The 12,365-nt window shown below is 62.4% G+C and carries 13 protein-coding genes; 4 read left to right on the forward strand and 9 right to left on the reverse strand.

What is annotated here, in order from left to right:
• Window positions 1-66 precede the first annotated feature (66 nt).
• From ABIE33_RS27865 to ABIE33_RS27875, 3 genes are all read left to right on the forward strand, one after another.
• Window positions 67-1,290, forward strand: a complete 1,224-nt coding sequence (locus ABIE33_RS27865) for an acyl-CoA dehydrogenase family protein (protein WP_429131067.1) — start codon at window positions 67-69, stop codon at window positions 1,288-1,290.
• Between the two features lie 226 nt (window positions 1,291-1,516).
• Window positions 1,517-2,362 carry an FAD/NAD(P)-binding protein gene (locus ABIE33_RS27870; RefSeq protein WP_429131069.1) on the forward strand — a complete coding sequence of 282 codons (846 nt, stop codon included), beginning with the start codon at window positions 1,517-1,519 and terminating at the stop codon, window positions 2,360-2,362.
• A 269-nt stretch (window positions 2,363-2,631) separates the two neighbouring features.
• Window positions 2,632-2,898, forward strand: a complete 267-nt coding sequence (locus tag ABIE33_RS27875; RefSeq protein WP_429131071.1) for a hypothetical protein — start codon at window positions 2,632-2,634, stop codon at window positions 2,896-2,898.
• Between the two features lie 128 nt (window positions 2,899-3,026).
• Here ABIE33_RS27875 and ABIE33_RS27880 read toward each other — a convergent pair whose 3' ends face one another.
• The 8 genes from ABIE33_RS27880 to ABIE33_RS27915 all read right to left on the reverse strand — a co-directional run bounded on the left by ABIE33_RS27880 (window position 3,027) and on the right by ABIE33_RS27915 (window position 9,458).
• Window positions 3,027-3,371 carry a RidA family protein gene (locus tag ABIE33_RS27880; RefSeq protein ID WP_429131073.1) on the reverse strand — a complete coding sequence of 115 codons (345 nt, stop codon included), beginning with the start codon at window positions 3,369-3,371 and terminating at the stop codon, window positions 3,027-3,029.
• Complete coding sequence (locus tag ABIE33_RS27885; protein WP_429131075.1) at window positions 3,368-4,882, reverse strand: FAD-dependent oxidoreductase; 1,515 nt, start codon at window positions 4,880-4,882, stop codon at window positions 3,368-3,370. Before ABIE33_RS27885 ends, ABIE33_RS27880 begins: the two co-directional genes overlap by 4 nt.
• Window positions 4,879-5,184, reverse strand: a complete 306-nt coding sequence (locus ABIE33_RS27890) for a (2Fe-2S)-binding protein (RefSeq protein ID WP_429131076.1) — start codon at window positions 5,182-5,184, stop codon at window positions 4,879-4,881. The genes ABIE33_RS27885 and ABIE33_RS27890 overlap by 4 nt, the downstream gene beginning before the upstream one ends.
• Window positions 5,165-6,289, reverse strand: a complete 1,125-nt coding sequence (locus ABIE33_RS27895) for an NAD(P)/FAD-dependent oxidoreductase (protein WP_429131078.1) — start codon at window positions 6,287-6,289, stop codon at window positions 5,165-5,167. Before ABIE33_RS27895 ends, ABIE33_RS27890 begins: the two co-directional genes overlap by 20 nt.
• Window positions 6,290-6,354: 65 nt before the next feature.
• Entirely contained in the window at window positions 6,355-7,188 is an 834-nt protein-coding gene (locus ABIE33_RS27900; RefSeq protein WP_429131080.1) for a lysine/arginine/ornithine ABC transporter substrate-binding protein, read from the reverse strand.
• Between the two features lie 53 nt (window positions 7,189-7,241).
• Entirely contained in the window at window positions 7,242-8,033 is a 792-nt protein-coding gene (locus ABIE33_RS27905; protein ID WP_429131082.1) for an ABC transporter ATP-binding protein, read from the reverse strand.
• Window positions 8,026-8,763 carry an ABC transporter permease gene (locus ABIE33_RS27910; RefSeq protein WP_429131084.1) on the reverse strand — a complete coding sequence of 246 codons (738 nt, stop codon included), beginning with the start codon at window positions 8,761-8,763 and terminating at the stop codon, window positions 8,026-8,028. Before ABIE33_RS27910 ends, ABIE33_RS27905 begins: the two co-directional genes overlap by 8 nt.
• Window positions 8,763-9,458 carry an ABC transporter permease gene (locus ABIE33_RS27915; RefSeq protein ID WP_429131114.1) on the reverse strand — a complete coding sequence of 232 codons (696 nt, stop codon included), beginning with the start codon at window positions 9,456-9,458 and terminating at the stop codon, window positions 8,763-8,765. Before ABIE33_RS27915 ends, ABIE33_RS27910 begins: the two co-directional genes overlap by 1 nt.
• 259 nt (window positions 9,459-9,717) lie before the next feature.
• On the opposite strand from ABIE33_RS27915, the gene ABIE33_RS27920 reads away from it, so the two are divergent.
• A complete protein-coding gene (locus tag ABIE33_RS27920) occupies window positions 9,718-10,620 on the forward strand; it encodes a LysR substrate-binding domain-containing protein (protein WP_429131086.1) in 903 nt (300 codons plus the stop codon).
• Window positions 10,621-10,700: 80 nt separating this feature from the next.
• On the opposite strand, the gene ABIE33_RS27925 is transcribed toward ABIE33_RS27920, so the two are convergent.
• On the reverse strand, window positions 10,701-11,516 hold the full coding sequence (locus ABIE33_RS27925) for a nickel-binding protein (protein ID WP_429131116.1): 816 nt from the start codon (window positions 11,514-11,516) through the stop codon (window positions 10,701-10,703).
• Window positions 11,517-12,365: the final 849 nt, after the last annotated feature.

The following is a 12,365-nucleotide window of genomic DNA, read 5'->3' on the forward strand; positions in this document are numbered from 1 at the left end:
GTCGACAGCGCGGTGCAGCCGGCGGGGACCCGGCTGCACCGCTTTCTTCAGTTTCGGAGTTGATGCGTGACCATAACCAAAGTGTTGACTGCTTCACGCCCGACACGCGCGGAGCTTCTCGCGCGCGTTCCAGGCTTTGTGGCCGAGGTCGCCAAGGGCGCTTCCGAGCGCGACCTGTCGCGCGAACTTCCCTTCCAAGCCTTCGCGCTCTTTCGCGAGCTGGAACTTGGGACCCTGCGCATCCCGGTAGCGCTCGGGGGGCCGGGCGGTTCGGTTGCCGACTATATCGAGATGATTGCCGCGATTGGGGCCGCCGATTCCAACGTCGCCCACGCGCTCCGCTCGCATTTCAACTATGTCGAAAACGTCATCCTCAGTGAACCGCGCGAACGGGACGCTGGCGCCGTCGAACTGATCCTTGCCGGCAAGCTCTTCGGTGGCGCCCATACCGAACAGGGCACCGCCCGGCCCGGTCAGGTGACGACGACGATCGTCCGGCAGGGCGTGACCTACAGGCTCAATGGCCGCAAATGGTATGCCACGGAAACGGCCTTTGCCGATTTCGCTTCGTTCAGCGCGCTCGACGAGGTTGGCCAGGCGGTCGGCGTTCTCTTGCCGGTGGATAGGCACGGCATCACCATTCTCGACGATTGGGACGGGATGGGGCAGCGGCTGACCGCTAGCGGCGGCGTGATCCTCGACAATGTCGAGGTGTTCCCGCACGAGTTTACCCGGCGTGCCCTCGACAATCTCGTCGGCCGCCACTGTTCGACGTTGCGGCAACTGCACCTGGCGGCAAGTGCGGCCGGTGCTGTCCGCAATGTTCTTTCCGACGGGCTCGACTACGTCGGCCGTCAGGCGCGCTCCGCCGCCCACAGCATGGCGGAAACCGCAAACCAGGACCCGTTCGTCCAGCAGGTGATCGGCGAAATCGCCGCCAATTCCTTCGCCATCGATGCTGTCGTCGCCGCAGCTGCAGGCGCTCTGGATCGGACGGTTGAAGCGCTAGGCCGGGGCAACGAAGCGGAGATCGAGGATGCTCTGATCGCCAGTGCGCTGTCGACCGCCCGCGCTCAACTCGTCCTTGGTCAGCTGGGCTTGCGAAGCGCCGAGCGCATGTTCGATCTGGGCGGCGGATCGGCCACCTCCCGCAACAACAATTTCGATCGGCACTGGCGCAACATCCGCACCGTGCTCAATCACAATCCGCTGCTGCACAAGTCGCGCGTCGTCGGCGACTATCTCCTCAACGGTACGACCGTCCATTTGAAAGAAGGAAAGGTCTTCTAAGGGATCAACCCGGCTGAGGCGCCGGACCGGAAGGTAGCGACGTCGGAGCGGTCTCAGGCGCGCCGTCAACCCTGCCTGTCTTGCATGCATACGCCGACCGGGCCTGATCGCGGCATTCTCTGCTTCTGGTCCATCTCCACCCAACGTTGGTCGCCGCACTTCAAAACGGCAAGAAGGGCGCTAGATCGTCTCCTTACGCCAAGGTCGGTCAGGGGAGGTTGCCGCGTTGTTGTCAAGTGAACGGAACGCGACGGAAAGGCCGGAGGAGGCATCCAGGGGTTACGACGTCGCGATCGTCGGGGCAGGCTTCTCGGCGATTTCGCTTGCCATGAACCTTCTGCGGGTTCTGCGGCCGCCCGTGTCGGTGGCTATCGTTGGCGACGATCCAGGTTTCGGCAGGGGCACCGCCTATAGAACCGATCTCAGAGTGCATCGCCTCAATGTCGCAGCGGCACGCATGAGCGTCTATGCCGACGAACCCGACGACTTTCTGTCCTGGCTTGGCTCACGCTATGGAGGCGTCAGCCCGGACGGTTTTGCTGCGCGTACCGACTACGGCCTATATCTCAGGGACAGGCTGGCAGCCGCCTTGCGCGACCGAGACAGGGCGTTTCGGATCGATTTCATCAAGGCAAAGGCGACATCTTGCAATTTGCAGACCCCACCGTCGTTCGGTTTCGAATTGGACAACGGCGAGACGTTTCGTGCGGCGAATGTCGTGTTGGCGCTCGGCGTCGGCAGTGCCGATATACCCGCCGCCGACCAGATAGATGACCAGGCGGAACACAGGATCGTCCGCAATCCCTGGCGCCTGAGCTGGCTCTCCAGAGTGCGCGCGGCCGAGACGGTCTTGATGCTGGGGTCGGGCTTGACGATGATCGACCAGGTCCTGGCGCTTTTCGCACGCGGTCACGAAGGCAAGGTTCATGTGCTTTCCCGTCGTGGGCTTGTCTCCCATTCCCATGCGACCCACAAGCTCGCTCCGGTGACGCCGGCCCGCCCAGAGAGCCGTGAGATCAGCGCGTTGCTGGCGTCTCTTCGGGCGCAGGCGCGTGAGACCTGCGCCCGCTGACGCAGACATTGTGGCAGGACCTGAACGGCGAGCATCGATCGCGGTTCCTTCGGCACGCCCTTCCATGGTGGAATATCCATCGTCACCGTCTCGCACCCACCGTCCACCGGCAATTCGATGCCTTGAGAAAAGCCGGCGCCGTTTCCGTGCACGCCGGGAGGCGCAGCGCCATACGGTTATCGTCAGCTGGCCTGGGCGTGCAGTATCGCGAGCGCGGCAGCGGTTCAGAGAGGTCATTATCGGTCGACTGGGTGGTCAATTGCACCGGCATGGAACGTTCCGCTATCGCGCAATCGCCCCTCTTAAAGTCGATGATCGACCGGGGGCTCGTTGTGCCGGATTATCTAGGGCTTGGCATCGCCGTTGACGAGATGTCGCGTGTCGTCGGCGCCGACGGCATTGCCAATGAAGGGCTTCTGGCCGTCGGACAACTGACGGCCGGCCGCTTCTGGGAAATCACGGCCGTTCCCGACATACGGGTTCAAGCCAGAGACATAGCGCTTGCTATTGCCCGCCGGCTTCGACGCTCAATGTGAGCGGCGCCTCATCGGCCCTGCCGCCGTTGAAGGCGGCTATTTCCACGCGGCACCGCATTGCGATCATTGCGGCGGGTCCGCCCTATTGCTTTGACGGACCCGCCAGGGTTTGAAGGTGGCCGGCTGGATTACCGATGCGCCGTCACTACGATCTCAATCTTGGTGTCGCCGCCGAGATCCGCGACGCCGACGGTTGCACGTACCGGGAAGGTCTCCGATGCAAGCCATTTCTTCCAGACTGCGTCCATCTCAGGCTTGAGGTTCATGTCGGTGATGAAGATCGTTGCCGACAGCAGCCTGGTCTTGTCCGACCCGGCTTGCGCCAGATAGGTATCGATCTTGGCAAGGATCTCTCTGGTCTGCCCCGCCATATCGAGGCTTTCGTCGTCGCAGGTCGTGCCACCGACGAACACAAGCCCGTTGTGCTCGACGACACGATGCATGATCGGGGTGGGGAGATGACGCTCGGTCATGGGGTATTGCCTTTCTCTGTTTGTAAAGTGCTCGGTTCTTCGGGGACGCGGCCGGTCACGGCGATCACCGCGTCTCGGGTTTGGGGAAGGGCCGCAAGTTCGCTAAGGCGAAGCGGCTTGACCGGCGCGCGCAGACGGTAGGTTCCGATCTCGTCTGGGCTGACGCGTCGCTCCGCCGCCATCATCTCCGTGACTGTGGAGGCGCAGAGGCGACCCTGGCAGGGGCCCATGCCGCAGCGCGTGAACGTCTTGAGCTGGTTCGGGCCCGGTGGACCGAGGGCGATTGCCTCGCGCAGCGCTCCGACGCTCACCTCTTCGCAACGGCAGATGATGGTGGCTTGGTCGTGCGGCGCTCGAAATTGCTGCGCCGGTCGATAAAGCACGTCGAGAAAGCCTCTGCCGCGAAGGTACGTCTGGCGCTCCGCTTCCAGCTGGCCGGCGCTTTCGTCTATTCGGCTCGGTATGCTCAGGCCAAGGTCGCGTAGGGCGGCAAGCGCCGAGATCCGTCCGCTGACCGCGGCATGTTGGGCCCCACCGATGAAGGCGCCATCGCCGGCAACGAAAACCCCCTTGGCGGTCGTGCGTCCCTGGCGATCCGTCTGTGGCTGGAAGGCGCGCTGTCGATCGTTCCATTCGATCGCGCAACCCGCAGCACTCGCAAGGTTGATGTTCGGAATGACCCCCTGGTGCAGGAGCACGCAGTCGGCAGCGATCGTTTGCTGGCGGCCGCCGGCGCGAAAGGCCACGCCTTGCGCTTTTTCTGTGCCGACGATCGCCAGTTCAGAGACATCAGATTTGGTCCGTATCCGCCTGCTGACCTTGATGAGAAGAGCGAGCCCCTTTGCGACATAGGGCGAGCGCAGGAAATCCGGCAGATGACGCAATGCCGGTAGCCGCTGCCTTCTGTCGGTCGTGTCGATGAGAGCGGCGATATCGGCGCCGGCATCAAGCAGTTGTGCCGCCAGCAGATAGAGAAGCGGGCCGCAGCCAGCCAGAACGATCCTGCCCTTCGGGATGCCCCTGATGGATTTGAGTGCAATCTGCGCCGCACCCGCAGTCATGACGCCAGGCAGCGTCCAGCCCGCTACCGGCATCGGCCGCTCCATGGCGCCGGTTGCAAGGATGACCGCGCGAGCCCGGATCCTGCGGGCCGTCCCGCCGATCGTCAGACCCACCACGACGTCATCGCAGGACCCGGTTCCATCGGCCGGCTCAAGGTCCCAGACGGTGGTCGACGGTGCGTAATCCACCGCCGCGCCAACGAACGCTGCGGTGATCGAACTGCCCTTCCAGTAATCCTTGCCGAGAAACGGCTGCTGCTCCGGCGTGTTGCGGGTGATCGCGCGATAGATCTGGCCGCCGGGGCCGGGATTTTCGTCGACGACGAGGACGCGAGCGCCGGCGGACGACGCTTCAATGGCGGCCGAGAGACCGCCGGGCCCGGCGCCAACGACCACGAGATCGTAACGCGCCGCCAACTGCTCCGCATTCGTGAGCGTACGCGCGTTCATTTGCACTCTCTTTCCGTCAAGTTGCGTGCGCCCTGTTGGCTTGCAACGACCATGCCTTCACGCACCTCGATCAGGCAGCTTTGCCGGTTCTGCACGCCGTCGACCGTCACCAGACATTCGAAGCAGACGCCCATCAGGCAATAGGGCGCGCGCGGCACGCCGCCGACGGCGCTCGTGCGGAAGACGCCGACGCCGGCGGCCAGAAGCGCGAGCGCCAGCGTATCGCCGCGCTCGGCCAAAAGCGTTTTGCCGTCGAAGGTGAAGGATACCTTGTCGGTGATTTCACGCGTTCTCAGCAGCATCGAACCTCCGCGAATGAAAGGGAGACAGGGCGCTTGAGAGCGCGCCTGCCGCGATTTGCGGGGCCACGACGAGCGCATGATTGGCGGCAAGCGTCACGCCGGAATGGCAGATGGCGATGAAGGCGCCCGGATGGGTCAAGGACTGTTCGTAGATCGGCAGACCGTCATGGGTCTTGACGCGAAATCCGGTCCAGCTCCTGACAACATTGGCGCCGGACAGTGTCGGGAAGACACGGATTGCGCGGCTCGCCAGCACGGCGGTGATGTCCTGATTGGTGGTGACGGCAGAGCTCGTGCTCTCTTCGCTGTCGCCGATCATCACACCGCCTTCGTTGGCCTGGCGGATGGTCGTCGACGCAAAGCTGAAAAATGGCGCGCATTTCTCGGTCACCAGGATCTGGCCCTTGCTGCGCTTGAGCGGCGCGCGAAGGCCAACCATCGGTGCAAGGCGCTCGTTGTCCACGCCTGCGGCAAGGATGATGCGGCGCGCGCGCGTGGCGCCCCATTCGCCTGTCAGGCGAAATCCTCCCGCTATGGGCTCGATGTGGTCCACACGACGATGGGCACGATAATCGACGCCGCGATGTTTCATGGCTGCATGAAGGGCGCGAAAGAGCCGAAGCGAGTTCACATGGCCATCGGTCGGCGAATAGATCGCGCCGACGACGTCCTGGCCGATCAGGGGAAGGCGCGCTCGGAGCGCTTGCGGATCGAGTACCTCGTAGGGCGCGGCCCTTCCCATGGATTGCACGGCGATGGTTTCGAGCTCGATCCGCCAGTCTCGAAGCTCTTCAGCGGACAGGGCGAAGGAAAAGCCGCCCCGCTGGCTGAGCGCCACATCGATGCCGGTGTCGGCGGCAAGCGTTTGCGCGAATTCGGGCCAGAGCTCCGCCGAAGTCTTCGACCAATGCGCATAATGCGGTGCGCCGAAACCTTTGCCCTGCACCCAGATCAGCGCAAAATTGGCGCGCGATGCGCGCAGATCCAGGTCCTCACCGTCCAGCACCAAGGTTTGGGTGCCGGATCGCGCAAGGCCCCAGGCCAATGCTGCGCCGACGAGGCCGCCGCCCACGACGGCCATCTCGCATTCGTCCAGAAGTGCCATGAAGTATTCTCGATATTATGGGCGAGTTGGGTGCGGCCAATGCCGCCGCACCCGGTTCGGGCCGGTCAGAGACGGGGGCTGATGTCGATCTTGAACCACTTCAGCGACAGCTCCTTCACGGTGCCGTCGGCAAGCGCGCTCTCGATCGCTTCGTCGAACTGCATCTTCAGTGCCGTGTCTTCCTTGCGCAGTCCGACGGCGATGACGCCGAAGATGCCGCCGGAAAAAAGCGGGCCGGATATCTTCGCGCCCTGCATGTCCGGCTTTGCCAGCGACTCGGCAAGAACCGTCGCGTTGGCGAGCACGGCATCGACCCGGCCGTTCACCAAGTCGAAATTATGCTCTTCCGTCGACTTGTATTCTTTAATGTCGGCCGCGTCCTTGAAATAGCTCTCCATGAATGCCGATGCCGTCGTCGACCCCTGTACGCCCACGGCCTTGCCGTCGAGTAGTTTGGCGATTTCGGCGATATGCGCCTTGGCCTCGTCTGCCTGGCTATCCAGCGAGTAGCTCTCGCCCGTGCCCGGCATGTCGGCAAGCGGGCTGTCGGCCGTAACGGCGAACGCGTTGATGCCTGCGGCATAGGGAGTTGAAAAGGCGATCACTTCCTCTCGCTTGGGCGTGATGCTCATGCCGGCCATGATCGCGTCGTATTTCCTCGCCGTCAGCGAGGGGATGATGCCGTCCCAGTTCTGGGCGACGATCTCGCACTTCACCTTCATGCGCTCGCAAAGCACCTTGGCGAGATCGATCTCGAAGCCGTCGAGCGTGCCATTGGGTCCGGAAAAATTCCACGGCGCGTAAGCCCCTTCAGTTGCGATCGTCAGCATCTTGTCCTGAGCCACGGCCGGCCCCGCAAGCGCAACAAGGAGTGTTGTCAGGATCGTATGCACTTTCATCAGTTCACCTCTTATGTGTTTTCTGGTTGGTATTTCTGTCGACGCTTGGTTCGCTAACCGGCGGCTCTTTCCTCCCGTGAAATGAACTGCCGGAACCGTTCGGAACGCGGGTTCGAAAAGACTTCGGCTGGCGGGCCGTCCTCTTCGATGACGCCCTGATGGATGAAGACGGTGCGGGTCGACACGTCGCGGGCAAACGCCATCTCATGGGTGACGATCAGCATGGTGCGCCCCTCCGCCGCCAGGTCGCGCATGACCTTGAGCACTTCGCCGACCAGTTGGGGGTCGAGTGCCGACGTCGGCTCGTCGAACAGCATGACGCTCGGTCGCATCGCCAATGCGCGGGCAATGGCCGCGCGCTGCTGCTGGCCACCAGAGAGATGGACGGGATAATGATGGCGCTTGTCGGCAATGCCGACCCGCTCGAGCAAGGCCTCCGCCTCGGCCAGACATAGCTTGCGATCGCGCTTTTGCACGTGCACCGGGGCCTCGATCAGGTTTTCGAGAATGGTCAGGTGGGACCAGAGATTGAAGGACTGGAACACCATCGCGGCCTTGGCGCGCAAACGGTTGACCTGTTGGCTGTCCTGCGGCCGCGGCGTTACACCTTGCCTTTGATGGAGCCGGATGGTTTCGCCATGGATCGCGACCGAACCGGCGTTAGGAACTTCCAGCATGTTGATGCATCGAAGCAGGGTCGATTTTCCGGATCCCGACGATCCGAGAATGGAGATCACATCGCCCTCGTTGGCGGTGAGCGAGATGCCGTGCAGAACCTCGAGCGGACCGTAGCTTTTGCGGATCCCCGCCAGTTCAACGGCGGGCACACTTCGATGATCAGACATGACATTCCTTCCGTGTTTCGGGGACACAAGATGTCGTGGACGGGGTCCGTCGCTCGGGCGTCACGAGGTATTCCAGGCCGGTAAACAGCCGTGCGAGGATGAAGTTGATGGCGAGGTAGATGGCGCCGGCGCAGATAAAGACTTCGACGGGGCGATAGCTTGCCGAGATAAGCTTGGCGGCAATGCCGGTGATCTCCATCAGCGTGATCGTCGAGGCAAGCGCTGTCGACTTCGCCATCAGGATGACTTCGTTGCTGTAGGCGGGCAGCATCTGGCGCAGGGCGAGCGGCAGCACGATGCGCTGGAACAGCATCGTATTCGACATCCCGCAGGCGCGTGCCGCTTCGACCTGGCCGGCCGGAACCGAGATCAGGCCGCCCCGGATGATTTCCGCGCTATAGGCAGCGGTGTTGAGCGAAAGCGCGATGACCGCACACCAATAGGCCTCCCGCAAGAACGGCCACACGAAGCTGTAGCGAAGGGTTTCGAACTGGCTGAGCCCGTAATAGATGATGTAGATCTGCACCAGGAGCGGGGTTCCGCGAAAGATGAAGATGTAGATCTGGGCGGGGCCATCAAGCCACCATCTCCCGGATACCCGCATCAGCGCGAGGCCGAAGGCGAGCATGCCACCTGCGATGGTGGAGATTGCTGCGAGCTGAAGCGCCAGCGGGATGCCGTTCAGAAGTGACAGGAAGGTGCCGGCGAGGAAGGAAAGGTCGAGCGCCATCACACAGCTCTCCGCACACCGCGCATTGCACGCTGCTCCGCGATGCGGAACCCGCGGCCGGAGACGAAAGTGATCGTCAGGTAGAGCGCTGCCGCCGTCAGGTAGAAGCTGAACGGCTGACGGGTGGAACCAGCGCCGATCTGGGCCTGGCGCATCAGCTCGACGAGCCCGATCACCGAAATCAGCGCGGACTCCTTCAGGACAAGCTGCCAGACATTGCCGATACCGGGTATCGCGAAACGGGCGGCCTGCGGCAGGACGATACGGCGAAACAGCAGGAACGGCGGTAGGCCGTAGGCCCGACCCGCCTCGATTTCGCCTTTGGAAAGCGCCAGCACGGCTCCTCGCAACACTTGCGTCTGGTAGGCGCCGGAAACGACGCCGATGGCAAGCGTTCCGGTCAGAAAGGCCGGTGCGCCGACAAAACCCTGGGCGCCGAATATCGCCGCCACCGTTGAGATGACCGAGCTCGAACCGAAATAGAAGAGGTAGATGACGAGCAGGTCAGGAATGCCGCGAAGCACGGTCGTATAGGATGCAGCGACAAAGCGCAGCGCGGCGAACCGCGAGAACGTCGCCGCCGCGCCGAGACACCCCAGGATGCCACCGGTGAGAAAGCCGCTGATTGCGACTGAGACCGTCATCCCGGTCGCGGTCAGCATGTCATATCCCCACCCTTCGGGGCCGAAGCCCATGAGCTGCAAGTAACCCACCAATTCAGCCTTTCGGTTCCCTGCGCATGTTTGCATGCGTCATCGTTCGCGGCGCCTGATGGAGCGCCGGTTCTTAAGGTTTCGATTGTGATGAGAAGGTCCGCCGCCAGCCCCGACCTGTTTCGCGGTCGTCAGCCAGCCGATGGAGTGCCCTCGCTTGACAAGGAAATTTGCATGGGGGATCCATGACGTCAAATTCGAAAATTCGGCATGAGAATAAGCAAATGTTATGGAGGCCGATGTGAATCTCAGGCAGGTCGAGGCCTTCAGAGCCGTCATGATTACCGGCCAGATGACGACGGCGGCAGAGCTCATGTCGATCACCCAACCGGCGGTCAGCCGGCTGATCCGTGATCTGGAATACACAACGAAGCTTCGCCTCTTTGACCGTCGCGGCAACCAGATCAACCCCACCCAGGAAGCCGTTACCCTCTGGAAGGAAGTCGAGCGGGCATTCGTGGGGCTGAACCGGATCGCGGCTGTCGCAGAAGAGATAGCAAGGCAGTCGGCCGGGACCTTGCGCATTGCGGCGATGCCGGCGCTTGGCAATGGTTTCTTGCCGCGGTTCCTCGCGCGCTTTCTGCGCGACAAGCCGAACCTGCACGCGTCGCTCAGCGGCCTTCCGTCGTCAATGGTCATCGAGGCAGTGGGTGCGGGCCAGGCCGACATAGGCTATGCCGATGGCCCGCTGGATCGACCCGGTTTCACGATCGAGACGCGTCCCTTGCCCGGGGTTGTCGCCATCCCCGATGGCCATGCATTGTGCGCAAAGCAGGTAATATGCCCTGATGATCTCAAGGGGCAGCGAATGATCAGCCTAGAGCCCGGCACGATTTTCGCCATGCGGGTGGAAGTGGCGCTTGCCGGCATTCCCAAGCTGTCGACGCTGGAAACGAAGCTGTCCCACACCGCCCTTGCATTGGTGGCCGAGGGTGCCGGCATCGCGATCATCGATCCAACGTCGGCCAGCGAATTCGTCGGAAGAGGCGTGACCGTTCGGCCATTTTCGATTTTTATCGATGCCGGCTTTCTGGCCATCCGTTCTTCAGGGCAGAGCAGATCGGGTATCGTCGATCGGTTCGAAAGGGAGTTTTGGGATTATCACGATCAGCAAGTAGGCCCGCTGCTTACCCGTCAGGGATGAGGCCCGGCGTCAATCGGCGTCCGAGGTGTTCATGCTTTGCGGGCCAGAAGACGCCGTTTCAGGGCTTTAGGCTATCTGTTTCACGCATTCAGCCATTCGCACTGATAGGCCAAGACAGGCTTTGCAAACCCTTTCAGGCGATGACGCCCGCCATGGGTGAAGACGGCGGCGTTGCCATACTCTCGGAATATGTTTTCAGATATCAGGATCTGGTCGCTTCGCGCGGCCGCGCAAAGCCGCGCTGCCAACTGTACCGTGGTGCCGAAAAGATCATTGCTGTCCTCGACAGGCTCGCCACAATCCAACCCGATGCGAATGTGAATGGGTTCGCCATTGCCTAAGTTATAGCGCTGAAACTCCCGTTGGATGTCCCTCGCACAATCGACTGCAAATGCGGTCGAGGGGAACGCAGCCATGATTCCGTCCCCGGTGTGCTTGACCTCGCGGCCGGCCGATTGGCTCAGGCAACTACGAACGAGGGCGTCATGAGCCCGCACGAGTTCAGTTGCCATGCGATCGCCAAGCCGTGACGTCATTTCGGTAGATCCAACGATGTCGGTGAAAAGGATGGCCCGGTGACCGGCGTCCATTTCTTTCGATGACAGTCCCGCAGCCTCCGGGTCCTGTATTCGGCCTAGAAATGCCTCGACAGCCGATAGCGCCACCTCCACGACTTCGCCGGCAACGAATCCGTGAGCCTCGCGGTGGACGCACTGTGCGGTTTCGGCGTCCGGTGCATCTATGAGACAGAAGGTCGTTCCTCGCCGGTGGTCGAACCAGTAGGTCAGGAACTTGACGCCGTACTGATCCTGTATGCTGAGATCTTTAAGGTGTGCTTCGGCGACATCCGCAGCAGAAGCGCCCGCAAGATCGTGCCGGTCCATGAAGATTGGCATTCGCTTCGCTCCCGAAGGGACCGTTGCCGTCATCAGCAAATAGTCTACGACAGTCACGGACAATCGTCTATCTCGGACAAGGCGGCTGGCAAATGTCAGGAGGAGCTGTTCTTCAATTTCGTCGACCTCCTTACCCACGATCGTACCGGCCACCTCCGCCGCCGGCCTCCGTGGGTCGGCAGGCCGCCGAGCTCGGAACCAGCGTGCGCAGTGCGCAACCGATCACTGCGGACCGCTGGGCGGTTCAGCACGGCGGGCCTGCGCCGAACCGCTCGACGGCGTGCTCGAACCGTTTGGCGACCACGCGCTGTCATTCGACGTCGCAGGCTGCTCGGTGTTGCGCGGACTTAGCGGTAACCGCTCGCGTGGCCGGGCTGCCGCCGACAAAGGCGGAGACGCAGGCTATGGCAAACGAGGCAATCACGGAGAAGTCGATTGCCTCAAGGAAGCGCAACGACGATGCCCAGATGACCTCGCCGCGGAGCTCTCTGGACCGAGATTTGGCGCGTCATGTTCCGGATGCCAGTGGACAAGGGGTTCGGTAGACGTATGGGGTGCGAGCAATGTTCTCGGCCCTTCGAAAGCCATGACGACGGTTCGATCCGTTCAAGAGCTTTGACGTGAGGCCCCATTGCAGACTCAATTTGACCGAGGAATTGGGTTGGACCCGATCAAGGCGTTGATCCGGTATCGACTTCTGGGGCTGGAAGCAGACGTTCAACGTTTGACATGAAGGGGGGTGGGGGGGGGGGGGGGGGGGCGCCGGGGGGGGGGGCGCCGCCCACAGAAGCAGGACAGGGCAATCTGGGTACAAACAAAGCAATTGTAAGGGCGGGGCGCACACTCAAC

Origin of the sequence: Ensifer sp. 4252 (genome assembly GCF_050434565.1) — a bacterium.
Taxonomy (GTDB): Bacteria; Pseudomonadota; Alphaproteobacteria; order Rhizobiales; family Rhizobiaceae; genus Ensifer.

Excerpts from the sequence above, each read along its gene's own strand:
- ABIE33_RS27875 (WP_429131071.1), top strand. The coding sequence starts at position 2,632 with ATGGAACGTTCCGCTATCGCGCAATCGCCCCTCTTAAAGTCGATGATC.
- ABIE33_RS27880 (WP_429131073.1), bottom strand. The coding sequence starts at position 3,371 with ATGACCGAGCGTCATCTCCCCACCCCGATCATGCATCGTGTCGTCGAG.
- ABIE33_RS27885 (WP_429131075.1), bottom strand. The coding sequence starts at position 4,882 with ATGAACGCGCGTACGCTCACGAATGCGGAGCAGTTGGCGGCGCGTTAC.
- ABIE33_RS27890 (WP_429131076.1), bottom strand. The coding sequence starts at position 5,184 with ATGCTGCTGAGAACGCGTGAAATCACCGACAAGGTATCCTTCACCTTC.
- ABIE33_RS27895 (WP_429131078.1), bottom strand. The coding sequence starts at position 6,289 with ATGGCACTTCTGGACGAATGCGAGATGGCCGTCGTGGGCGGCGGCCTC.
- ABIE33_RS27900 (WP_429131080.1), bottom strand. The coding sequence starts at position 7,188 with ATGAAAGTGCATACGATCCTGACAACACTCCTTGTTGCGCTTGCGGGG.
- ABIE33_RS27905 (WP_429131082.1), bottom strand. The coding sequence starts at position 8,033 with ATGTCTGATCATCGAAGTGTGCCCGCCGTTGAACTGGCGGGGATCCGC.
- ABIE33_RS27910 (WP_429131084.1), bottom strand. The coding sequence starts at position 8,763 with ATGGCGCTCGACCTTTCCTTCCTCGCCGGCACCTTCCTGTCACTTCTG.
- ABIE33_RS27915 (WP_429131114.1), bottom strand. The coding sequence starts at position 9,458 with ATGGGCTTCGGCCCCGAAGGGTGGGGATATGACATGCTGACCGCGACC.
- ABIE33_RS27925 (WP_429131116.1), bottom strand. The coding sequence starts at position 11,516 with ATGCCAATCTTCATGGACCGGCACGATCTTGCGGGCGCTTCTGCTGCG.